This window comes from Marinobacter sp. (assembly GCF_052091845.1).
Taxonomy (GTDB): domain Bacteria; phylum Pseudomonadota; class Gammaproteobacteria; order Pseudomonadales; family Oleiphilaceae; genus Marinobacter.
This window is the reverse complement of the sequence record NZ_JBQDCO010000017.1, coordinates 38,505-60,684: the sequence shown is the minus strand read 5'-3', so window position 1 is coordinate 60,684 and position 22,180 is coordinate 38,505. Positions and strand designations below refer to the sequence as shown.

Below are 22,180 nucleotides of genomic sequence, written 5' to 3'. Positions count from 1 at the left end.
TCTGTGAGTGATCATACACTCAAAATCAGGTGGCCAGATTCACTATGCCACTACATTGCTCGGGTCAGCGAGGCACCAATGAGAACACGAATGGCTTGCTGCGCCAGTACTACCCGAAAGGGACGAACTTCACCAAGCTGTCCCAAACAAATATCAATCGAGTGGTTGAGCAGCTGAATAACCGACCCAGGAAACGGCTGGGTTATCGAACACCGGCAGAGGTGTTCTGGGGTGAATATTCCGGGGCACTATAAATGAGCGGTGCTGCGGTTATTGCTTGAATCCACGATGTAAGTAAGGTCGTCACCATTCTTGAGCTTCAGCTCATATAAGGTAAATCTGCGGCTGGAGGACACCGTGTGAGACCAGGCTAGATTTTCATTGAAACTGATCAGCGGTAATGCTGTGCCCAGAAGGCCAGCGCCGTTAATGTTCAAATAACCGGGTACAGTAAGGTGCGCTTGATACAAACGCCGGTGGCCAGTGTACGGAAAGTGAGGATTCGCCAATAGCGCACCCTTACCCTGCTCGGTCATGTCTTTACCGATCCCCCAAGCATTACTGCCCAGTCCCATATCCTGGTAGTCGGTCTTGGCGGCTGCCATCAACCGGGCATCACCTGAAACTGACTTGAACTCTGACGCGTCCGTGCTAGTCATCACGGGTTTAGGCTGCGCTTCTGCAAGATCTTCACCCGGGATGGCCAAAAACACTGCGCCAGTGGCGAATTGGCCACCGCTGGCGTACTGGCCAACTATTCGATAATGGGCCATTAGATCCACTGGCGAAATAGCCTTCACCCATGGCTGGTCCTGGCATCGTTGAGGAAAGTTTGCCGGATCTGTCTCTTCAATATAGCTGTTATAGCCTTTTGTAAAACCATCAATAAGCGCGGTGCTTTCCGGGCTCAGAGATTCATACTCTTGCTCTGCGCCACTCAAGATACGCTGGGCTTTGTAGCTGAAATCATTAATAATATTAATGTTTTCCTCACCCGGCCCAAAGTACTTGGCCCGCTCACTCCGTGCCTTAACCATCGCTTCGGCCAGCAAACAAACATTATCCTGGGCCTGAGCATACCCATGGCCGAACGCCGCCGACTTCAGGTTGTCTGCCTTGATGTGAGGCACACCACCCGTTGTTCTTCGGATGGTAGCTTCAAGCTTGCCGTCCGCGGGAAACAGATTGGTATTAAGTTCCGGCTCTGACGATCCGGATGATGAGCTACTGCCATCAAAACAGCCTGTCAGCAAGGTGCTGCCCAGTAGCACCAACGCAGCGCTGCGCACCGTTCGCACCGCCCGAGTATTCCTGGTTTGCATAGTGTTACCCTTATCATTATTTACTACGGGATTCGCCTTCACTGGCGACACTATTAAATTAGCAGACTCACTAAAAAATGAACATTTATTCACGATGATTGAGATGAAATCATACGTTCAAATTACTTGCCTCCAAGTGGCTGGCCGATACAGGAAGTGGAAGCCGGCGTCTTCTCAAACTTAATCGGAAATCCAATCTGCTTTTGCTGCGTCCCATCGCCACGATCAACACCAATCACCATATCCCTGGCTTTCAACTGAGGGTGCTCAGCGGCCTCATCAATGGTCAGCACCGGCTCCACACAGGCATCCGTTTCGGCAAATATAACTCGCCATTGCTCCAGCGTTTTTTGCAGGAATTTCTCTCTAAGCGCAGCTTTGAACTCCGCCTGGTGCTCAGCATTCTGGCTGAGGGCAAAGCTCTTCATATCAGCCAGCTCAAGAATGTCGCACAGCCTTGCGGAGAACTGGGGTTCCAGGCTGCCTACAGAAAGCCAGCGGTTATCCTGGGTTTGGTAGTAATCGTAGAAGGAGCCGCCGTTGAGCATCGCGCCTTCAGGCTTCTGTTCTTGCCCACCAGCAATGGAAGCCGCACCGGCCATGCCATTGAGCGCAAAGGCGGCGTCGGTCATGCTGATATCCACAAATTGCCCTTCTCCGGTTTGTTGGCGATGCACCACGGCGGCAAGTATGCCCATAACTGCGTGGTGGGAGCCGCCGGCTACGTCGGCAATCTGAATACCCATAGGCGGCGGTCCGCTTTCTTCGCGACCACAATGGCTGCTCACACCGGCAATGGAGAGGTAGTTTATGTCGTGCCCTGCCCGATCTTTGTAGGGGCCGGTTTGGCCGTACCCGGTAATGGCGCAGTAAATAAGCTTGGGGTTAATGGCTTTCAGAGTGTCGTAGCCAATACCCAACCGGTCCATCACACCGGGGCGGAACTGCTCGATCACAATGTCGTAATCCTTCACCAACTGCAGAATCTTCTCTTTGCTGTCTTCTTTTTTCAGGTTTAGCGCAAGAGACTGTTTGCCCCGGTTAAGGAAGGCGTGAGAGGTGCTTACACCGGCATCGTGAGGTGGCATCACGCGGGTAAGATCTACCCGATCTGGTGCTTCTACCCTCAATACTTCTGCGCCCATGTCTGCCAAAAGCATGGTGGCGTAGGGCCCCGGCAGCAATGTGCTGAAATCCAGAATCTTCATTGAGGTCAGAGGACCTGCCATGGTGTTCTCCTTCTGGGTAATGCGTTGTTCCTGCTCACACCATGCTGCACGGTTTTACCATTAACGCCAACTGCCTGTTACGCCATAACAATTGGCCGATTCTTACAACTGCTCCCGCCACACTCTGGCGAGGCTTTGGTTGCAATGTGGCTTAGGGGTTTTATGATAAGTGTCGTTTTAACAAAATGGCGAGTTAGATGTCTGATCTGACAGTTTCACGGCACTTTGTGCAGGCTGCCCTGTCTGGCGCTGAGCATTTGGGGCTTAACACTTCCGAAATGCTCAAAGATGCGGGCATATCCCCCGATCTTTTGCGTATTGAGATGGCCCGGGTGAATAGCGATCAGTTCAGTTCATTGCTACAAATTGCCTGGAACCGCATGGATGATGAATTTTTGGGCATGGGGCCACGGCGAGCCAGGGCGGGCACGTTTGCCACTATGTGTGCTCTGGTTATCGACTGCCCAACGCTTGGGGCTGTGTATCGCCGGGCCTATCAATTCTCCCGGCTGTTTGATCCTATGCTTGCCATGGAACTGGAAACCGGCAAGCAAAAGGCTCGGCTGGTTACACGCATGGAAGGCAATATCCACGACCCTCATTACTTTCTGCGAGAGAGCATTCTGGTTATCTGGCACCGGCTAGGCAGCTGGCTGGTAGGACAGCCGGTGGGGCTTGAGAAAGCGGAATTCAATTACCCACGCCCACCCCATGGCGATGAGTATCGTCACATTTTCCATTGCCCCCTGGAGTTCGACTCCGATTGCACGGCGCTAACGTTCGATAAGCGTTTTCTATCGGCGCCTGTGATCAGAGACACACCGGAAATTCGTCAATTCCTGAAAACCTCACCAGCGGATCTACTCTCCCGACCCGACGAGAGCAATACGTTTACCGGTAAAATACGTGCGCTCATCGGTCGGGATTTCTCAAAGCCTCTGCCCGATTTTGAGTGGATTGCCAGCGAACTGCACACCAGCCCGCAAACCCTTCGCCGAAGGCTGAAGCAGGAAAACACGTCGTTTCAGGAAATCAAGGATCTTTTGCGGCGGGATATGGCGATCTACTATCTCAGTCGGCAAGAGCTCTCTATTAACGACATTGCTGCCAGAATCGGGTTTACCGAACCTTCTACCTTTCACCGGGCTTTCAAGAAATGGACAGGTGTTACCCCGGGCGCCTATCGTGAAGGCGAACGGGGCAACGACAAGCCGGAGCGTTAGGAGCCCGCAGAGCTGGTTTGCAGGTTCCGGATCAGCTTACCCAGAGTTTGCGCTATTTCCTCAGCCTGGCTTCGGTTTGGCGAAAGCTTCAACAGGCGGGAGCCGTCTCGTGGGTCGTATATCCAACAGGTTGCCACAGCTTGTTCGCAACCCCATTCCACCTGAGGGTTGATACCAAACACCGGAATTTGTGTGGTTTTACGAATGATGCCGGTTGAGCTGTCACGTTGAATTTCCTGAACGGAAACCGCGTTATCGCCTGTACTCAAGCGATACTCGATATCGGCTGGTCGGTCCAGGCGCACAACCGCCTTATCCTGCCGCCACCCGGCAACACCCAGAAGACTATTGAGGTGCAGAACAAGGGCCTCGCGATCAGAATCTGCCAGATACAGCTTGCGCAAAGAGGCGGTTCGTTGGTCCCCTGCGGGCTCAATTACGGCAACTCTGGATTCCTCACCAACCGGCGCTGCCTGAGCCTTCTCTTTTCTTGCCCGCTCAATTCCGGTAATGAGCTTTAAGGATTTTTGGTAATGACTGCCTTCCGTACCTGCCTTTGTTACATAGGCTTCAAGTGCTGCCTGGGCTTCATTAAAATGAGAAGATTGCAGCATAACCCGGCCACGGTAATAGTGATAAGCCGCAGGTTTTTCACCTTCCAGTTGCCGTAAGCGATTCAGGTATTCACTGGCTTCGCCCCAGTTTTCTGCAGTAACGGCTTCTTCGGTAGCCAGCATCAACCGGCGGGTTTCGTGTTCAGGTGCCAACGCGGCGGCCTGCCCGGCTATCAGTGCCGAAACAACAATTGCTGCTTTGGCTAACTGGCGGCCTTTTGACTTTCTGACCGGTAAACGGCTATTCCCAAAACCTACTGCCATGGCACTTACTCCTGCTCGTTATCTGCACCAACTGCCTGTTTTTCCGAATCCGGCTCGTCGTCGTTTATGTCTCGATCAGTGTCCACTTCTGCCTGATCCGTAACAGCTTTCGGCAGCTCCTTTTTTACCCGCACGCCCAGCTCCACAAACCGGTTGGCCTGGGAAATAAGATTGCCTCGCCCCCGGGTCAGCGTGTTCATGGCCGAATCGTAGGTAACCTGTGCGGTATGGAGCTGCCCACCCAGGCGCTCCATGGCTTCCACAAACACCCTAAGTTTGTCATAAACCGCGCTTGCGCGCTCTGCTATCAACCGAGCGTTTTGGCTCTGGCGCTCATATCGCCAGATATTTTCAATGGTTCGTAGCGTTGCCAACAGTGTTGTGGGAGTTACTACAATAATCTTTCGCTCGAAAGCTTCTGCGAAAAGGTTCTCGTCCTGCTGAAAAGCCGCTACAAAAGCCGGTTCTATTGGCATAAACAGGAAAACAAGGTCTGGCGAGTGCAAACCGCCTAGCTGGCTGTAATCCTTTTCGCTGAGCGTGCGGATGTGGTTACGTACGGCATCAACGTGATCTTTCAGCGCTTCTTGCCGGGCACTGTCGTCGTCTTCTGTCATCCACCTTTGGTAAGCCAGCAGCGAGACTTTGGAATCAATCACCAGGTTTCGGCTATCGGGAAGGTTGACCACCACATCGGGTCTCAGCAACTGGTTGTCACTATCCCGATAGCTGCCCTGGGTTTCATATTCTATGCCCTTGCGCAGACCGGATTTTTCCAAAACCCGCTCCAGAATAAGCTCGCCCCAGTTACCCTGTATTTTTTTGTCGCCCTTCAAGGCCCGGGTAAGATTGGAGGCTTCTTCAGTAATCTGGCGATTGAGGTCCTGAAGGGTTTTTATCTCGCTGCGAAGGGCCTGTCTGTCGCGGGTCTCTGTGGTGTAAACATCTTCCACGCGCTTACGAAAATCCTGTAGCTGGTCGCGAAACGGGTTGAGCAACGTATCGAGGCTTGTGCGGGTTTGCCGGGAGAAATGCTCACTTTTTTGCTCAAAAATCCGATTGGCCAGATTTTCAAACTCCTGCTTCAGAGCGTCTCTGTTGTGCTCCAGCAATGCCAGCTTTTCAGCTGCAGAGCGCCGCTCCTCCTTCAGCATAACCTGCTGCTCTCGCAACACCGCCCGGGCTTCGCTCAACTCGGCCGCAAGCTCTTCATTCCGCACTTGCTGGCCTTGGCGTTCCCCCAGTAGCTCGTCTATCCGGCGGCCGTGCGCGGCCACATCCGATTGCAGGCTTGCAGCTCGGTTTTCTGCCCTGGCCTTCGCCAGCAGCACGGCAACAATACTTGTAATGGCTAACAGCAAGATAACCAATGCCGCGACAAACCCCGGCTGGGAACCTATAAATTCACTGACGGCTTCGGGCACAGCCAACACTCCCTCGGGGTTTCGATATTTATCCGGATTAACGTGAGCTTACACACGCATTACATTCTACCGGAAGATAGCAGCCTTTTATCCGACCCATACAGGCCGGGGGCGCACACACTGCCTGCATCTCGACTGTTTGGCAATTTGGCAATGCGCGCGAGTCCGGTTCTGGACGCGCAACGTAATTTGGATTAAAAGGGTAAGCGTCACCGATGATCAATAGCATTACGCTTTTTTAACGGCTTTTTTGGGTCTGGCACACAGCCACAATGGATACAGAACCATGCTGAAAGAACTCTGGCGAAAGCTGGGCACAGAATTTCTACAAACGAATTACACTGAAGATGAGTGTATAGAAACTGCGCCCGGTTTTTATGACCCACCCGAGTTTCGGATTCTCCCTCATATCACTCATACGGGGGAGTTCCACCTTGAGCGGCTAACCGCCATACTCGACAGCCGGTATGGTAGAAGTTATGCCGCCATGGGAGCCAGCAGCGAAGACGGCGTACGTGCGCTTATTCTGTTTGCCGCTCGCATTCAGGACCAGGACGTACAACGGGAACTTTTGCTGCTGTACCTGAACTGCTCTCCACTGATGCAGGAATACCTGCGTTCCAGCGAAATTCTGGGAACAAGCCGCTTTCTTTCGCCGCCTCTTAACCAACGGTAAAGCAATTGGGCGGGTTGCTGATGTATACTCTCGGCCCAGTTATTCTCCGTCATACATTCTCAGACCGTCACAGCATTTTATTCCGGGTGTGTGCGGCAACCGGCTCAGGGGTTTTTCATGCGTTCCAAACGAATTCGAGCTGGTCTATCGAGGCTCTCCATTATTGTTATAGCAGGCACAGTGCTGCTGACGGGGTGTTCGACAGACAAGTATTTCATGGTTCCCAAATCCGACCTTAGCGATTTAAACACTTCGGTTCAAAGCCAGCGCGCCACGTTGGTGACCATGGAGAACAATGCAACAATTCGCCAAGACCTGTATTTGAGGCATAACGAAAACGCCACACAGAAGGTGCTGGAAGCTATCGCAACCCAGGTTGAGAAACCCTCCTGCCCCCCTGTACCAGCTCAGAAAGCTTGCCCCGCCACCAAAAATGAAAAGGGCAGAGCCGACCGGCTTAAAGGAAAAGTTGTGGTGGGTGAGGTTGAGAATTTTTACCTTGCTGGCCCGGGCCTGGTTTATAAAGCCAGAATTGATAGCGGAGCGGAAACTTCCTCCATCGACGCACGCAACATTACTCGTTTCGAACGCGACGGCAATAACTGGGTACGCTTTGACGTACCCATGCCAAACACAGAAGACTTTGTGACCCTTGAAAAAGAAATTTCACGGCGCGTGAAAGTCATTCAGTCCAGCACTGACGAAGCAGAGCGGCGCGTGGTTGTAGAGCTTCAGTTCACTATTGGCGATCACCAGCAAGTGGCAGAGTTTACCTTGGCGAATCGCAGCAACCTGACCTACCAGGCACTTGTAGGCCGCAATGTGCTCAGGGATGTCATGCTCGTTGATGTTGGCAAGGAATACGCTACCGAATTACCAGAATCCATTCGCACCGATATCAACGGGAAATCAAAGTGAACAGTCCCTCCCGCCTACCGTTTTATATTGCCGTTTTCCTGTTAATTGCTGCAGGCATCTCACTCGCAACATGGCGGCACATTGAGCTGGGAATTCCATGGTTAACCGGGGAGCAGCGACCTGTTTGGATGGTAGAAGCCCGAGTTGATTTTGATGGCAGCAACGACCCGGTCGTTGCCAGCCTGAATGTTCCCGAGCAGCCACCTGGATTTCTGATTTTAACAGAGCAGGCTGCATCACCAGGTTTTGGCTTCACCATTATAGATAGCGCCGGCAGCCGCCGGGCTGAATGGACCAAGCGTGAGGCGGCTGGCCCACAAACCCTATATTTCAAGGCCCAGTTCCTACCGGATCCCGGCGCAGAATCTGCGCCACCCGCCCAAAAGCCCGAAACCCAAAAGCTGTTCTGGGAAGAACCCCAGGCAACCGCGGTACGGGAGATTCTGGCCCAGGCCAAAGCACGTTCCAGCACGCCGGAAAGCATGACCCGGGAGCTCATCCGGCTGATGCAACCGGATACTCGAGTGCAGAACACCACCCTGCTGGTTTCTGAAGATAACTATTTGCCACTGCTGGTTAACATGCTCAATCACTCCGGGATCCCGGCAAGAACCGCCGACGGCCTAAAGCTGGAAGATGCCCGCCGACGCCAGCAACTGACAGCGTTTCTGCAGATATACAACGGCGAGCGATGGTTAACGCTCAACCCCAGAACCGCCGCTCAGGGCATTCCGGAGGACATACTACTATGGCGTCAAGGCTCGGAGTCTCTGCTAGACGTAGTAGGCGGCGGCAATTCCCAAGTCAGCTTCTCAATGCTTCGGCAAACCATACCGGCGCTTCAGCTATCTGCCATGCAGGCCGATAGCAACGGCCTTGGCTTTTTGAGCTTCTACGAACTCCCTATTGAAGAACAGAGTATGTTTCGCATGCTTTTGCTGTTACCGCTGGGAGCGCTTGTGGTTGCGTTTATGCGCATCGTGATTGGCATTCGAACGTCGGGCACCTTTATGCCGGTGTTGATTGCGGTTGCCTTTGTGCAAACCACATTGGTACCAGGGCTTGTGGCGTTTTTATCGGTGGTTTCCATTGGCTTGTTAATGCGCGGATATCTCTCCAGTTTGAACCTGCTGCTGGTTTCCCGGATATCAGCGTTAATCATTCTGGTAATCTTCATTACCGCCGGCTTGAGCGTGTTTGGCTACCAGATGGGTTTCAACACGGGTATGACTGTCACCTTCTTCCCCATGGTCATCATCGCCTGGACCATTGAGCGCATGTCCATTCTCTGGGAAGAAGAAAGTGGCAAGGAAGTCCTGATTCAGGGATCCGGCAGTTTGTTTGTTGCCATCTGTGCCTATTTGCTGATGAGTGCACCCCTGGCGGGCCACCTGACGTTCAACTTCCCCGAACTGCACTTCGCTGTTCTGGGACTGATTCTTTTGATGGGCCAATACACCGGCTACAAGCTCACCGAGCTTAAACGCTTCACGCCAATGAAGGCCTACGACTGATATGGACTGGATATCTCCACGCTCACTGAAGCGCCTTGGCATGTTGAACATGAACCGGCGTAATGTGGACTACATAGCGCGCTATAACGAGCGCTCGTCGTACCCGTTGGTGGACAACAAGCTTAAAACCAAGCTGGCTGTTGCCGAGTACGACGTAAAAGCGCCAAAGCTATTGCAGGTAGTGAAACAACAGCACGAGATCTCCCGCTTTCGGGAAATGGCTGCAGACCTGGCCGGCTTTGCCATCAAACCTGCAAAGGGCTCGGGTGGCAAAGGCATTACCGTGATCACCGGCCGGGACGGTGATCACTTTGTGAAAGCCTCTGGCGCCCGCGTGGGCGCACCTGTATTGGAGCGACACCTGACCAACATTCTGGCCGGGCTTTACTCCCTTGCGGGCGCACCCGATGTGGCGATCGTTGAAAACCTGGTGGAGTCCGAGCCTTCACTGGCCCGTTATTCTCACCAGGGCGTGCCCGACATTCGCATCGTCGTATTCCAGGGCTATCCGATTATGGCCATGCTGAGACTTGCAACGGCGGCATCTGATGGCAAAGCGAACCTTCACCAGGGAGCGGTGGGCGTAGGCCTGGATATTGGCACAGGGAAAAGCCTGAATGCCGTGCAGTTCAACCGGCCTATCACACTTCATCCGGATACCGGACTGCCTCTGGGGAATATCCAGATTGATGCCTGGGATGAAATGCTGGAAATGGCTTCTCGCTGCTATGAAGCAACGGGCCTTGGCTATATGGGCGTAGACCTGGTGGTAGACGCCCACGAAGGCCCCTTGCTGCTTGAACTCAATGCCCGGCCAGGCCTGGCAATTCAAATGGCCAACGGACGTGGCTTGCTACCAAGACTGGGGGCCGTTGAAAGCCTGAAGCGTCCTCACTTTACCCCCTTGGAGCGAGCTAACTACGCGATGGAAACCTTCGCCCGTTTGTAAAGCGCGCGACGTTGTATTCATCTTGATGATTACTGCCTTGCTCTACTTTTAGCGCATAAAAAAACCGGAACAAAGTCCGGTTTTTTTATGCGTAGCTACTTTACGTCATCTCACCTCTGGAGATAAGCAGCTTCCGCTCGTGGGTCAGGCCTTTCAGCAAGCCCCAAGTCATGATCAGCAAAATCAACGTAAATGGCAGCCCTGCACTAACAGCGATTGCCTGGATCGCACCCAGAGCATCGGAGCCACCACCAAAGATTAACGCAGCCGCTATCGCACCTTCCATGACCACCCAGAACACACGCTGAGAGGTTGGCGCATCGGTTTTGCCGCCGGCAGTAATACTGTCTACAACCAGGGACCCGGAATCTGACGAGGTAATGAAGAACACCAGTACCAATACAATCCCCACAAACGACAAAATGCTTGTAAGCGGCAGGTTTGCAAACATCTGGAACATCGCGAGAGACACTTCGGTAATACCATCACTGGCGAGTGCACCTACACCTTGATCAAGCTGCTCTAACGCCGCGCCACCAAACGAACTCATCCACACCGCGGTTATAACCGTGGGAATCAGCAGAACTGCCGTTACAAACTCCCGAACTGTCCGGCCCCTGGAAACCCGCGCGATAAACATACCAACGAACGGTGACCAGGAAATCCACCACGCCCAATAGAACACCGTCCAACCATGGAACCATACGTCGTCCTCACGGCCAAACGGGTTACTCAGTGGCACAACGTTAGTCACGTAACTGGATACCGTCACCCAAAAGTTTTCAAGAAGGCTCATGGTTGGGCCGGCAAAAATTACGAAAAACAGCAGAATGCCAGCAAGCGACATGTTGAGGTTACTCAGTATCTTAACGCCGCCATCCAGGCCACGCAGCACTGACATAAGTGCAACAGCCGTCACACCCACGATAATGGCCATCTGGACATTAATACCAGACCCCCAGCCAAACAAATAATGCAGGCCAGAAGCCGCTTGCTGAGCGCCAAACCCGAGAGACGTCGCCAAGCCAAAAATCGTCGCAACCACGGCGAGGATATCAATAATGTGGCCAGGCCAGCCCCATACTTTGTCCTTCAACAAAGGGAAAAAAGCCGAGCGGATAGTCAGCGGCATGTTTTTGTTAAAAGCAAAGAACGCCAACGATAGAGCGACTATTGAGTAGACCGCCCAAGGGTGAAGCCCCCAGTGATACATGGTACCGCCCATGGCAAGTTCGCGTGCTTCGGGCGTATTGGCGGGCACATTAAAAGGCGTTCCAGACCAGCCGGTGTAGTTTGCCACAGGCTCTGCTACCGCCCAAAACATCAGGCCAATACCCATGCCTGCCGCGAAAAGCATCGCAAACCAGGAGATAGTAGAAAACTCGGGTTTCGAGTCCATGCCGCCCAGGCGAATCTTACCCACCGGCATGAAAATTAGCGCAATACACACGATAACAAAGAGGTTGGCGCTTAACAGAAAGAACCAATCAAAGCTTGCGATGATGTCGTTCTTGGCACCATCCAGTAAACTTTTGGCGGCTTCCGGGTACATTAGTGTTCCTACAACAAACAGGATCACCAATATTGCAGTGACCGGAAATACCGGTGCGTGCAGATCCAGCCCGAACGGTTTGATATTGTCCTGGCCGGCTACATAATCTGTTTGATACTCGTCTTTAACTATGTCGCCCACGTGTTGGCGCCTCCTAGTTCTGAATTTAGTATCGAAATATTTAATGATCTGAGGTTCAAATGTTACAGGCGCGCCATACTAATGTTTTGAGTTCAAAACATCAAAAGCCTGAAAACCTCAACCAATCGAGTCAAGCATAGACCAAAGTAGAGCCACGGATAGTGGAAAGTGCAATCAATCGGATAGCAGTCAGGCGCCGTATCTATATACTGGGCACCAACGCAAAAATGCTTGTCACTCACCGCTCTCACGAAGTAAAGCGAGATATTCATGGAGAAAACTACCACTTTCCCGATGCGTTACTCGGCCTACGTTATTAGTGTTGTCGGCTTTACTGCCTCACTGGCGCTTAGTCTGAGCTACGAATCCTGGTATTTAATACCCGCCATATTCGGCGCTTTGGCTTTACTTGGCACCTACGACATACTGCAAACCAGACACACCATCAGCCGTAACTATCCGATTATGGTGCATTTTCGCTATCTGTTTGAATCCATAGGCCCTGAGATTCGTCAGTATTTTATTCAATCTGATAACGACGAACAGCCGTTTTCCCGAGACCAGCGCACCATTATTTACCAGCGCGCCAAAAACGTGCTGGATAAGCGCCCTTTTGGCTCACAGCTCAAAATGTACGACGAGGGTTTTGAGTGGATCAATCACTCGCTGACGCCGTCCAATATTGCCGATAGTAATTTTCGCGTTCATATTGGCCCTCGTTGTGCCAAGCCTTATAGCGCGAGTGTTTTCAATATCTCTGCCATGAGTTTTGGCTCGCTTTCGGCCAACGCGATTCTAAGCCTGAATACTGGCGCAAAAACCGGCAACTTCTATCACGATACCGGCGAAGGCTCTATATCTCGCTACCACAGACAACCCGGTGGCGATTTGGTTTGGGAGATTGGGTCTGGCTACTTTGGCTGCCGCAATAAAGACGGCTCATTCAGCCCTCAGATGTTCGAGAAAAACGCCACGCTCGACCAGGTTAAAATGATAGAGGTCAAACTATCTCAAGGAGCTAAGCCCGGCCATGGCGGCATCCTCCCTGGCGCCAAAGTAACGCCGGAAATTGCCGAGGCCCGGGGCGTATCTGTAGGTGAAGATTGTATTTCGCCCGCTCAGCATTCCGCCTTTTCAACACCCATCGAGATGCTTGAATTCCTGGACCAGCTCCGTGATCTGTCCGGGGGCAAACCCGTAGGTTTCAAGCTCGCTATCGGCCACCCATGGGAGTGGTTCGCTATTGTTAAAGCAATGCTTGAAACCGGCCGCAAGCCAGACTTCATTGTGATAGATGGAGGCGAAGGTGGCACCGGGGCCGCACCATTGGAGTTTATCAACCGTATTGGCACGCCCATGACAGAAGCCCTGCTTCTGGTGCATAACACATTGGTGGGCACCAATCTTAGAGAAGACATCTCTATTGGCGCAGCAGGCAAAATCACCTCGGCTTTCAATATTGCCCGCACCCTGGCCCTGGGCGCCGACTGGTGCAACTCGGCCCGCGGTTACATGTTCTCGCTGGGCTGTATTCAAGCCCTCAACTGCCACACGGGTCGCTGCCCAAGTGGTGTTGCAACCCAAGACCCCAAAAGAAGCAGCAAGCTGGATGTAGAAGATAAAAGCAAGAGGGTATACAACTTCCACAGAAACACCCTGGACGCCCTGCAGAACCTGCTGGAGGCATCAGGCTTACGCCACCCCGGCGAGCTGGGGCCGGAGCACATAGTGCGCCGGGTATCGAAAACAGAAGTGCACTCGTACATTGATCTGTTCCCATTCCTGGCACCCGGCGCGTTGCTTGAGGGCAAAACGGGCTTGGCCGTTTTCGACAAATACTGGGCCGAATCCAAATCGGACACCTTTGAACCGCCAGCGTTCGTCAAACAACTCAGAGAAACCAAGCTCCGATGAACAAAAAGAAAGCGAAACCCACAAAGTCTGTTTATTTTTACTTTAGGCTAGTGTAGACTTCGCTCCCGCTAAGCCACTGAGATTACTCCTTTAAGTTTCAATGGCACACACCGGAAAACTCCTGCTTCAGGAATACGGTCATTAGCGAATCGGGGCGTAGCGCAGCTTGGTAGCGCACTTGCATGGGGTGCAAGGGGTCGTAGGTTCAAATCCTACCGTCCCGACCAAATACCTCAATTAAGCCAGACACTTACGAGTGATCTGGCTTTTTTGTTTTGGGCAGAATCAAAAATAATCAATATAAAACCAAAATCTCTATTTGCTGGCAGCTAGTTTTAGAGCATCCCGAATGCCCTCGCTGGCAACTCCGTTACCTAATTTCTGTGCGACCTGCCAGCTCCCAACCTCCTGAAATTCTCAACTCTCTCACCTCCTTCTACTTATTCTTAAAACGAATTAATAAGTTATCTTATATTCCTTCAAGCCTTAAGAAGATTTTGTTATATTAGCTGCCACTCAATACATCGTTTCAGAGGAATGTCATGCCAAGTAACTTGAAAGGCCTGGTCACTGGCCTTGCGCTTAGCGCCTCAGTATTCGCACAACCGGTGGTAGCCGCTGACCGCGAACTTCTCAATACATCCTATGACGTCGCCCGGGAAGTGTTCGCTGCCTACAACGTGCATTTTACCGAATACTGGGAGCAGGAAACCGGCGAAACCCTTGAGGTCAGCCAGTCTCACGCGGGTTCTTCAAAGCAGGCACAGGCCATTATTCAGGGCTTGAAGGCCGATGTAGCCACCTTCAACCAGGTAACCGACCTGGATATTCTGCACACCCGTGGCGGGCTGATTCCGGAAAACTGGGCTGAACGCCTGCCCAACAACAGCTCACCCTATTACTCCACCATGTCGTTTCTGGTGCGCAAGGGTAATCCGAAAAACATTGAAAACTGGGACGACCTGATCAAAGAAGACGTTGCCCTGGTGATGCCCAACCCGAAAACCTCCGGCAATGGCCGCTATACGTATCTGGCGGCTCTGGGTTACGCCCAGGAACGCTTTGGCGATGACCAGCAGAAAATCGACGAGTATCTGCAGGACTTTCTCGGCCATGTAAAAGTCTTCGACAGCGGCGGCCGTGGCGCCACCACCACGTTTATCGAGCGTGAAATTGGTGATGTACTGCTCACCTTTGAATCAGAAGTGCTGAACCTGGCCGACCGCTATGAAAATGGTGAGTATGAAGTGGTTACCCCCAAGGTGAGCTTTTTGGCCGAGTTTCCCGTGACCTGGGTCGATGAATACGTTAAGCAGAACAACACCGAGGACCTGGCCAAAGCCTATCTGAAGCACCTGTACAGTGAAGACGCCCAGCGCCTGCTGGCCGGCTTTAACTATCGGGTTCACAACGAGACGGTAAAGCAGGAAACCTCGGACCGTTTTCCTGAAGTGAAGCTGCTTCCCATCGATGCCATTGCCGGTAGCTGGACAAACGCCACCAAAGAACACTTTGCCAGTGGCGGCAAGCTCGACCAACTGCAACGTCGGCGGTAGGCCATGTCCACGGCGAACCAGGCCAGCGCGGCGATTCCCCAGCGCTGGCTAAAGCGTCAAACCCGCAGCAAGCGGGTACTGCCGGGGTTCGGTCTGAGCCTCGGTATTTCGCTTTTCTTCATCAGCCTTATTTTGCTGCTGCCGTTGACCGGGCTGATGGTTGAAGTATCCGCCATGAGCTTCAACGAATTCTGGTTCGTAGTCACCGATCCGCGGGTAGTCGCCTCCTATAAAGTGACAGCTCTGGCGGCGTTGGCGGCGTCCCTGTTCAACGGCGCCTTCGGGTTGCTGCTGGCCTGGGTGCTGGTGCGCTATGAGTTCCCCGGCAAGCGGCTGATTGATGCGGTGGTGGATTTGCCGTTCGCCCTGCCCACGGCGGTGGCCGGTATTACCCTGGCCACGCTGTTTGCCGCCAATGGCTGGTACGGGCAGTGGCTGAGCAAGCTGGGTATTGAAGTTGCCTTTACCCCGGTGGGTATCGTGGTGGCCATGGCTTTTACCAGCCTGCCGTTTGTGGTGCGCACGGTGCAGCCGGTTCTGGAAGAACTGGCGCCGGAGGACGAGGAAGCCGCCGTTAGCCTGGGGGCCAGCGACGGCAACGTATTCCGCCGGGTGATCTTTCCCGCATTGTGGCCAGCCTTGCTTACCGGTGTGGCGCTGTCGTTTACTCGCAGCCTGGGTGAGTTTGGTGCCGTTATTTTTATCGCCGGCAATATGCCCTATGTCAGCGAAGTAACCAGCCTGATGATTTTTGTCCGTCTGCAGGAATTCGATTACGCCGCGGCCAGCGCCATTGCCTCAGTGATTCTGCTGGTGTCGTTGCTGATGCTGTTCGCCATTACCCTGTGGCAGGCCCGTTACCTCAAACGCGTAGAAGGACGCTAGCTCAATGCGCACCGCCCCGTCATCTCAGCATCGCCGCGTTGGTGACAGCCCGGTTATCAAGTGGTTGCTCATCGGCACCGCCATCGCCATCACCATGATCCTGCTGATCATGCCGTTGCTGGTGATTTTTGTGGAAGCCCTGGGTGCCGGCTGGGGCACTCTGGCCGACAACCTGCTGGATCAATACACCTGGCATGCCATAGGGTTAACGCTGTTTGTGGCCGCACTCACCGTGCCCCTTAATCTGGTGTTTGGCACCGCCCTGGCCTGGCTGGTCACGCGCTTTCGTTTTCCCGGCCGCAAGTTACTGATCACGCTGATTGATATTCCGTTTGCCGTGTCGCCGGTTGTGGCCGGTTTGCTGTACCTGCTGCTGTACGGCCGCAACGGCTGGATTGGCAGTTGGCTTGCAGACTACGACGTACAACTGATGTTTTCCTGGCCCGGCATTGTCATGGTGACCGTGTTTGTGACCTGCCCGTTTGTGGCCCGCGAACTGATCCCGCTGATGCAGCAACAAGGCAGCGAGGAAGAGGAAGCCGGCGTGGTACTGGGTGCCTCAGGCTGGCGAATCTTCCGCACCATTACCCTGCCCAACATCAAGTGGGCACTGATTTACGGCGTGGTGCTGACCAACGCCCGGGCAGTGGGTGAATTCGGTGCTGTATCGGTGGTGTCCGGCAATATTCGCGGGCAAACCAACACCCTGCCCCTGCACGTGGAACTGCTGTACCAGGATTACAACATTGTGGGCGCCTTTGCCAGCGCCTCACTGCTGGCCGGCATCGCCGTGTTCACGCTGGCAGCCAAAGGCTTTGTGGAATGGCGTCAGGCCCGGGTTATGCACCGCCTGCAATCACAGGAGACCGTATAATGAGCATTACTGTTGACTCTATCAACAAGCGTTTTGGCAAGTACCAGGCGCTGAACAATGTGTCTCTGGACATCCCTGAGGGCAAGCTCACGGCCTTGCTGGGGCCTTCCGGCTCGGGCAAGACAACCCTGTTGCGCATTATTGCCGGGCTGGAGTCTTCTGACAGCGGGCGCATTTGCTTTTCCGGGCAAGATGTTACCGGCCTGCATGTGCGCGACCGCAACATCGGTTTTGTATTCCAGCACTACGCCCTGTTCCGCCACATGACAGTGGCCCAGAACATTGCCTTCGGGCTGGATTCCCTGCCGCGCAAGCAGCGCCCGCCCAAGGCAGAAATTCAAACGCGGGTGAATGAATTGCTGGAGATGATCCAGCTGCCACACCTGTCGCAGCGCTTCCCGGCGCAACTGTCCGGTGGCCAAAAGCAGCGTGTGGCCCTGGCCCGCGCCATTGCCACGCGGCCAAAGATTCTGTTGCTGGATGAACCCTTTGGTGCGCTGGATGCCAGGGTGCGCAAAGACCTGCGGCGCTGGCTGCGCAGTCTGCACGATGAGTTCCACTTCACCAGCATTTTCGTAACCCACGATCAGGAGGAAGCGCTGGAACTGTCTGATCAGGTGGTCGTTATGAGCCAAGGCAATGTTGAGCAGGTAAATGAACCTACCGAGCTGTACGCCCGCCCAGGCAGCCGATTTGTGTTTGATTTTCTCGGGCAGGTAAACGTATTGTCGGGCGAGCTGCAACAAGGCCGACTGAGCCAGGGCAACGCCTGGGTGACGGTCCCTGGCAGCGAGCATCAGGGCAACGCTCAACTTTACTTGCGGCCACACGAAGTGCAGCTGGCCAGTGCACCAACGGCCCACGCCCACCTGCCCCTGCGAATTGAGGCGGTGAGCCTGATTGGCTCAGAAGTCCGTGTTGAGTTGCGCCCGGAAGGCTGGCAAAACGAAAGCACGGACACCATTTGGGAAGTTGGCATCAGTCACTCTGAGTTCAATCACCAGCGTCCCGCCCGTGGCGATTTACGCTACGCCGTGCCAGAAATTGGCCACTTGTTCAACGGTAAAGATTCACAGCCGGAAACAATTGACTGGGCAAGTTCAGAATCGGTACCGCGGATGCGTCTGATCAACAATACATCAGCTTAGCGCGCAGATAAGGGCCCGTTTATAACCGACCCTTGAACTGGCTAACAGCATCAACCACTTGCCGTGCACTGGCTTGAATCACATTCATCACTTTGCCGGCATCGTTAGACAGCACTAAGGCTTTATTTGCCTGGGCCTGACTTCCTTCAATCAAGGTTACGGCTTCTTCAGTAAGCTTTTTGTTCTGAGAAACCACGTCTACAATTTGCGTGGTGGCTATACTGGTGCGAGAGGCCAGCTGGCGAACTTCATCCGCCACCACCGCAAAACCCCGGCCTTGTTCCCCTGCCCGGGCTGCCTCAATTGCGGCATTAAGAGCAAGCAAGTTGGTTTGGTCGGCAATTCCCCGTATGGTCTCTACCAGCTCGAAGACCTTGGCAGACTGCGCATCCAGGGCCACAATCCCTTCGCTGGCACTGTTCATTTCCTCTGCCAGCTTATCCATGATTTGTACCATGGATTCAATAACCGCAAACCCATCTGTTGCGTCTTTGTCGGTTTGTTGGGAGATATCGTAGGCGGTCTCAGCGGTCTGCCGCACCTCTAGCTCGCGATTCATCTGCCTGGTTATGACCGTCGCAAACTTAACCACCTTGTAGAGTTCGCCTTCGTCGTCATGCACTGGATTATAACTGGCCTCAAGCCACACAACATGCCCATTGCTATCTATACGCTTAAACCTGTCAGAGACGTACTCCCCGGATGCCAGGGTCTGCCAAAAATCCACATAGGCCTGGGAGGCTGCTTCTTCAGGCTCACAAAAAATTCGATGGTGCTTACCAATTATTTGGCTTTTTGTGTAATTCACACTTTTAAGAAAGTTATCATTCGCATTCAGGATTGTGCCATTCAAGCTGAATTCAATAATGGCCAATGATCTATCCAGAGCCGTCAACAAGTCCTGATGCTCCCGGGACTTTGATATGGTTCTAGTGAGCTCTTTGGAGTATACGGCTAGTTCAGCTGGCTCATGATCGAGCCGGCTTTTCGGCTGAACAATTGCCCGGTACCAAATATGAGCACCGCTCTTGGCCCTGAATGGCAACGCTCCGTGCCAGTGACTTCCCGTTCGGATCGCCGTAAACATTTGCTTGCTTTATTGAAAAAAAAGGGTGGCACCGTCAATAACGCGACGGCTACCACCCAAGTACAGCTTGTTAAAACGACACTTCAAACGCTAAAGGTCTTAATTACCGCGATAGGTAGAAAACCCATACGGGCTAAGCAGCAATGGTACGTGATAGTGCTCGAGCGTTCCGTCCATAGTGAATACCACCGGGATTTCCGGAAAAAACGAAGACGTATCCTGCTTCTCAAACCATTCACCGGTTTCGAACACGACACGATAAGTGCCATTTACCAAGCTTTCTCCCTCAGGATAAAGTGCACTGATCCGGCCCTTATCGTTGGTTACTGCCTCGCTCAGATCAACCCATTTGTCACCCTCTTTGCGCTCAAGCGTTACGGTAACGTTTGGTGAAGGAAGACCATTCTGGATATTCAGCACGTGCACACTGAGGGGGTTATCGGCCGCCATTGCGAAACTGGACGAACCAGCGAGAATCAAACCTGCAACAATCGATTTTTTAACGCTCATCTTCTTCTCCTGATTAGCAATTTATTTGTTTAAAGTTTCAAGGGCCGCGAGAGCACAGCCTTCATCGATCGCTGAACCACCAGCACCGGCCACGCCTATGGCACCAATCACTTCACCATCTATACGAACGGGGACGCCGCCACCTAATAACAATAATGTACAGCTATCGTAGCTACTCAACAGGAACAGAATGTTTGCAACTTTATTACAAATTGTTCATTGAAAAGCGCACAAAATTTCAGCAACCTGCCAACCTCTATCCATTCGAAACACAGAGCCAGAGAAACCCGGATAATGCGTATTCTTGTTGTTGAGGACGAAGTGAAAGCTGCAGAATATTTACGCAAAGGGCTCACCGAATCGGGGTTTTTGGTGGAGGTAGCCAACAACGGTTTGGATGCCCGGCACTCGATTGAAGAAGACCGTTTTGATCTGGTTATTCTCGACATCATGTTGCCGCACTTGAGTGGCTGGCAATTGCTCGAAATTCTCAGGGAGCGTTCAGGCGCGCCGGTGCTGTTTCTCACCGCCCGGGATTCTGTAGAGGACAGAGTTCGCGGCCTGGAATCCGGCGGCGACGACTACCTCGTTAAACCGTTTTCCTATGCCGAGTTGTTAGCAAGGGTGCGATCACTATTACGGCGAGGAACCGCCACACGTGAACTCAACCGATTCACCGTGGCTGATCTTGATTTTGATCTGAAAAGTCGAAAAGTCTCTCGAGACGGACAGTCTATTACACTGACTAGCCGTGAATTTTCCCTGATGCACCTTTTGCTCACCCATCAAGGTGAAGTGCTCTCTCGCGGCGATATCGCAACACAGATATGGGATATGAACTTCGACAGTGACACCAAGGTAGTCGATGTCGCCATCCGCCGCTTACGAGCAAAAGTTGATGACGGGTACCCGGTAAAACTGATTCAAACGGTGCGGGGTATGGGCTATGTGCTGGAAGCGGAGCAAGAAACGTAATGCGATTCTCACTCAGCCAGCGATTGGCTCTGATGTTTGCCCTAACCAGCATTATTACCCTCGGCCTGATTGGTTTTTTTCTCTACGCCTCACTGGAAAAAGGACTCACCTGACGTGATGATCAAACGCTGGCAGGCCGGCTGGATCGCATGGAGTCACTCCTGACCAACGCAGGTACTGTTTCAAAACTACAAACCATGCCACAGCTTTATGCCAACATGCTTGGTAACACTGAAAACGTACTTTGGGTACTGGATAAAAATGCCAAGGTACTGATAGAAATCAATCCGCCTGGCTTGCCTGTACCCCCGCCCGCCGACCATGAATCCATCAACTTTACGACCGGACAGGATGAAGCCAGCTACAGGCTCGCCAGCTATCAGGCGAATATCGGGAACCAGAAATTAACACTGGTTGCCGGCAAAACTCTCACCGAGCGAAATCATATGCTGGCAGGTTATCGCTCAACACTTTGGTGGGCGCTCTTTCTGGCTGCTGGCACTAGTGCCAGCTTGGGCTGGTTGATCAGCAGGGTCGGGCTCAGGCCGGTGCGGCGGCTGTCTGACAACGTGGCCCGCATCCGCGTTAGCAACCTCGATAAACGCCTCGATCAGGTCAACCAATACCCAGAGCTCAAGCAACTTACCGACCGACTCAACGAGATGATCGCCCGGCTTGAGGCTGGCTTTACCGAGTTATCCCGGTTTTCAGAAGACCTTGCCCACGAAATGCGTACGCCGCTGAACACTCTTATTGGCCAAAGCCAGCAGTGCCTCTGCAGGCCTCGTACTATGGAAGATTACGAAACGCTGGTGCTTTCGAATCTGGAGGAGCATGAACGGTTATCAAGGATGATCAACAGCATGCTGTTTCTTGCGCGCGCAGAGCAGGCAAAAACCAGTATCCAACTGGAACAGGTGTCGATCAGCTCCAGGGTTGCAGGGCTGTTCGATTATTTCGCAGACATCGCGGAAGAACGCTCGATATCGCTGAAAAACGACAGCACCGGTGTGCTTTACGCAGCCCCTGATCTGTTACAGCGAGCCCTGGCAAATTTACTTGATAACGCCCTGCGGCACACACAAGAGGGTGGCATTATCAGGATCTCCTGCCATCACGATGCCGGTTCAGTAGTTCTAAACATATTTAACTCGGGCGAGCACATAGAGGCGGCCCATATCCCTCGCCTCTTCGACCGATTCTATCGCTGCGACCCAGCCCGCCATAATTCACATGAAACAGGTGGGCTCGGTTTAGCTATTGTGGCTTCAATAATGAAAGGTCATGGCGGGAGCGCGAAGGTGGGCAATTTACAGGATGGGGTGAACGTCTCACTCACTTTTCCGGCTCAAACTGAACAAGCTGCGAATCTGTTACCATGAACTGAATTTCTAACCAAGAGCTG

Annotated in this window: 17 protein-coding genes, 1 tRNA gene and 5 pseudogenes; 14 read left to right on the top strand and 9 right to left on the bottom strand. The window is 53.0% G+C overall.

Annotated features, from left to right (window positions below; all coding sequences use genetic code 11):
- Nucleotides 1-65: 65 nt before the first annotated feature.
- Nucleotides 66-254: pseudogene (locus ACTHYN_RS07660) on the top strand (transposase); the annotation flags it as partial.
- Here ACTHYN_RS07660 and ACTHYN_RS07655 read toward each other — a convergent pair.
- Both ACTHYN_RS07655 and ACTHYN_RS07650 read right to left on the bottom strand, forming a co-directional pair.
- Nucleotides 249-1,322 carry a penicillin acylase family protein gene (locus tag ACTHYN_RS07655; RefSeq protein ID WP_441811862.1) on the bottom strand — a complete coding sequence of 358 codons (1,074 nt, stop codon included), beginning with the start codon at nt 1,320-1,322 and terminating at the stop codon, nt 249-251. The pseudogene ACTHYN_RS07660 and the gene ACTHYN_RS07655 sit on opposite strands and share 6 nt — an antisense overlap.
- Nucleotides 1,323-1,444: 122 nt before the next feature.
- Nucleotides 1,445-2,551 carry a CaiB/BaiF CoA transferase family protein gene (locus tag ACTHYN_RS07650; RefSeq protein ID WP_441811861.1) on the bottom strand — a complete coding sequence of 369 codons (1,107 nt, stop codon included), beginning with the start codon at nt 2,549-2,551 and terminating at the stop codon, nt 1,445-1,447.
- A 197-nt stretch (nt 2,552-2,748) separates the two neighbouring features.
- On the opposite strand from ACTHYN_RS07650, the gene ACTHYN_RS07645 reads away from it, so the two are divergent.
- A complete protein-coding gene (locus ACTHYN_RS07645) occupies nt 2,749-3,774 on the top strand; it encodes an AraC family transcriptional regulator (protein WP_441811860.1) in 1,026 nt (341 codons plus the stop codon).
- Here the strand turns inward: ACTHYN_RS07645 and ACTHYN_RS07640 are convergent.
- A complete protein-coding gene (locus ACTHYN_RS07640) occupies nt 3,771-4,652 on the bottom strand; it encodes a hypothetical protein (RefSeq protein WP_441811859.1) in 882 nt (293 codons plus the stop codon). The genes ACTHYN_RS07645 and ACTHYN_RS07640 overlap by 4 nt on opposite strands.
- Before the next feature lie 5 nt (nt 4,653-4,657).
- Nucleotides 4,658-6,082, bottom strand: coding sequence for a DNA recombination protein RmuC (gene rmuC / locus ACTHYN_RS07635; RefSeq protein ID WP_441811858.1), 1,425 nt, complete (start codon nt 6,080-6,082; stop codon nt 4,658-4,660).
- Between the two features lie 280 nt (nt 6,083-6,362).
- On the opposite strand from rmuC, the gene ACTHYN_RS07630 reads away from it, so the two are divergent.
- The 4 genes from ACTHYN_RS07630 to ACTHYN_RS07615 all read left to right on the top strand — a co-directional run bounded on the left by ACTHYN_RS07630 (nt 6,363) and on the right by ACTHYN_RS07615 (nt 10,133).
- Nucleotides 6,363-6,752 carry a hypothetical protein gene (locus ACTHYN_RS07630; protein ID WP_441811857.1) on the top strand — a complete coding sequence of 130 codons (390 nt, stop codon included), beginning with the start codon at nt 6,363-6,365 and terminating at the stop codon, nt 6,750-6,752.
- Between the two features lie 117 nt (nt 6,753-6,869).
- A complete protein-coding gene (locus ACTHYN_RS07625; protein ID WP_441811856.1) occupies nt 6,870-7,670 on the top strand; it encodes an ATP-dependent zinc protease family protein in 801 nt (266 codons plus the stop codon).
- Entirely contained in the window at nt 7,667-9,184 is a 1,518-nt protein-coding gene (locus ACTHYN_RS07620) for an inactive transglutaminase family protein (RefSeq protein WP_441811855.1), read from the top strand. The genes ACTHYN_RS07625 and ACTHYN_RS07620 overlap by 4 nt, the downstream gene beginning before the upstream one ends.
- A 1-nt stretch (nt 9,185) precedes the next feature.
- The gene (locus ACTHYN_RS07615; RefSeq protein ID WP_441811854.1) at nt 9,186-10,133 is read left to right on the top strand and encodes an alpha-L-glutamate ligase-like protein; all 948 of its coding nucleotides are present in this window, start codon (nt 9,186-9,188) and stop codon (nt 10,131-10,133) included.
- A 100-nt stretch (nt 10,134-10,233) separates the two neighbouring features.
- On the opposite strand, the gene ACTHYN_RS07610 is transcribed toward ACTHYN_RS07615, so the two are convergent.
- Nucleotides 10,234-11,826 carry a BCCT family transporter gene (locus ACTHYN_RS07610; protein ID WP_441811853.1) on the bottom strand — a complete coding sequence of 531 codons (1,593 nt, stop codon included), beginning with the start codon at nt 11,824-11,826 and terminating at the stop codon, nt 10,234-10,236.
- A gap of 270 nt (nt 11,827-12,096) precedes the next feature.
- On the opposite strand from ACTHYN_RS07610, the gene ACTHYN_RS07605 reads away from it, so the two are divergent.
- The 6 genes from ACTHYN_RS07605 (at nt 12,097) to ACTHYN_RS07580 (ending at nt 18,203) form a co-directional block, all read left to right on the top strand.
- Complete coding sequence (locus ACTHYN_RS07605) at nt 12,097-13,740, top strand: FMN-binding glutamate synthase family protein (RefSeq protein ID WP_441811852.1); 1,644 nt, start codon at nt 12,097-12,099, stop codon at nt 13,738-13,740.
- Between the two features lie 150 nt (nt 13,741-13,890).
- Nucleotides 13,891-13,967 (top strand) — tRNA-Pro (locus ACTHYN_RS07600).
- Between the two features lie 315 nt (nt 13,968-14,282).
- Entirely contained in the window at nt 14,283-15,296 is a 1,014-nt protein-coding gene (cysP, locus tag ACTHYN_RS07595; RefSeq protein WP_441811851.1) for a thiosulfate ABC transporter substrate-binding protein CysP, read from the top strand.
- Between the two features lie 3 nt (nt 15,297-15,299).
- Nucleotides 15,300-16,181 (top strand): sulfate/thiosulfate ABC transporter permease CysT, encoded by an 882-nt coding sequence (gene cysT / locus ACTHYN_RS07590; RefSeq protein ID WP_441811850.1) that lies wholly within the window; start codon nt 15,300-15,302, stop codon nt 16,179-16,181.
- Between the two features lie 4 nt (nt 16,182-16,185).
- Entirely contained in the window at nt 16,186-17,055 is an 870-nt protein-coding gene (gene cysW / locus ACTHYN_RS07585; RefSeq protein WP_441811849.1) for a sulfate ABC transporter permease subunit CysW, read from the top strand.
- A complete protein-coding gene (locus ACTHYN_RS07580) occupies nt 17,055-18,203 on the top strand; it encodes a sulfate/molybdate ABC transporter ATP-binding protein (RefSeq protein ID WP_441811848.1) in 1,149 nt (382 codons plus the stop codon). Before cysW ends, ACTHYN_RS07580 begins: the two co-directional genes overlap by 1 nt.
- A 19-nt stretch (nt 18,204-18,222) precedes the next feature.
- Here the strand turns inward: ACTHYN_RS07580 and ACTHYN_RS07575 are convergent.
- The 4 genes and pseudogenes from ACTHYN_RS07575 to ACTHYN_RS07560 form a co-directional block, all read right to left on the bottom strand.
- Nucleotides 18,223-18,657, bottom strand: a pseudogene (locus tag ACTHYN_RS07575) (methyl-accepting chemotaxis protein); the annotation flags it as partial.
- Between the two features lie 117 nt (nt 18,658-18,774).
- Nucleotides 18,775-19,290, bottom strand: a pseudogene (locus tag ACTHYN_RS07570) (PAS domain-containing protein); the annotation flags it as partial.
- Between the two features lie 99 nt (nt 19,291-19,389).
- A complete protein-coding gene (gene uraH / locus ACTHYN_RS07565; RefSeq protein ID WP_441811847.1) occupies nt 19,390-19,800 on the bottom strand; it encodes a hydroxyisourate hydrolase in 411 nt (136 codons plus the stop codon).
- Between the two features lie 21 nt (nt 19,801-19,821).
- Nucleotides 19,822-19,956 (bottom strand): annotated as a pseudogene (locus ACTHYN_RS07560) (heme-binding protein); the annotation flags it as partial.
- Between the two features lie 138 nt (nt 19,957-20,094).
- On the opposite strand from ACTHYN_RS07560, the gene ACTHYN_RS07555 reads away from it, so the two are divergent.
- Nucleotides 20,095-20,775, top strand: coding sequence for a heavy metal response regulator transcription factor (locus ACTHYN_RS07555; RefSeq protein ID WP_441811846.1), 681 nt, complete (start codon nt 20,095-20,097; stop codon nt 20,773-20,775).
- A gap of 125 nt (nt 20,776-20,900) precedes the next feature.
- Nucleotides 20,901-22,157 (top strand): annotated as a pseudogene (locus ACTHYN_RS07550) (heavy metal sensor histidine kinase); the annotation flags it as partial.
- Between the last annotated feature and the right edge of the window lie 23 nt (nt 22,158-22,180).

Excerpts from the sequence above, each read along its gene's own strand:
- ACTHYN_RS07645 (WP_441811860.1), top strand. The coding sequence starts at position 2,749 with ATGTCTGATCTGACAGTTTCACGGCACTTTGTGCAGGCTGCCCTGTCT.
- cysT (WP_441811850.1), top strand. The coding sequence starts at position 15,300 with ATGTCCACGGCGAACCAGGCCAGCGCGGCGATTCCCCAGCGCTGGCTA.
- ACTHYN_RS07580 (WP_441811848.1), top strand. The coding sequence starts at position 17,055 with ATGAGCATTACTGTTGACTCTATCAACAAGCGTTTTGGCAAGTACCAG.
- cysP (WP_441811851.1), top strand. The coding sequence starts at position 14,283 with ATGCCAAGTAACTTGAAAGGCCTGGTCACTGGCCTTGCGCTTAGCGCC.
- ACTHYN_RS07640 (WP_441811859.1), bottom strand. The coding sequence starts at position 4,652 with ATGGCAGTAGGTTTTGGGAATAGCCGTTTACCGGTCAGAAAGTCAAAA.
- ACTHYN_RS07630 (WP_441811857.1), top strand. The coding sequence starts at position 6,363 with ATGCTGAAAGAACTCTGGCGAAAGCTGGGCACAGAATTTCTACAAACG.
- ACTHYN_RS07555 (WP_441811846.1), top strand. The coding sequence starts at position 20,095 with ATGCGTATTCTTGTTGTTGAGGACGAAGTGAAAGCTGCAGAATATTTA.
- ACTHYN_RS07605 (WP_441811852.1), top strand. The coding sequence starts at position 12,097 with ATGGAGAAAACTACCACTTTCCCGATGCGTTACTCGGCCTACGTTATT.
- cysW (WP_441811849.1), top strand. The coding sequence starts at position 16,186 with ATGCGCACCGCCCCGTCATCTCAGCATCGCCGCGTTGGTGACAGCCCG.
- ACTHYN_RS07650 (WP_441811861.1), bottom strand. The coding sequence starts at position 2,551 with ATGGCAGGTCCTCTGACCTCAATGAAGATTCTGGATTTCAGCACATTG.
- uraH (WP_441811847.1), bottom strand. The coding sequence starts at position 19,800 with ATGAGCGTTAAAAAATCGATTGTTGCAGGTTTGATTCTCGCTGGTTCG.
- ACTHYN_RS07625 (WP_441811856.1), top strand. The coding sequence starts at position 6,870 with ATGCGTTCCAAACGAATTCGAGCTGGTCTATCGAGGCTCTCCATTATT.
- ACTHYN_RS07615 (WP_441811854.1), top strand. The coding sequence starts at position 9,186 with ATGGACTGGATATCTCCACGCTCACTGAAGCGCCTTGGCATGTTGAAC.
- ACTHYN_RS07655 (WP_441811862.1), bottom strand. The coding sequence starts at position 1,322 with ATGCAAACCAGGAATACTCGGGCGGTGCGAACGGTGCGCAGCGCTGCG.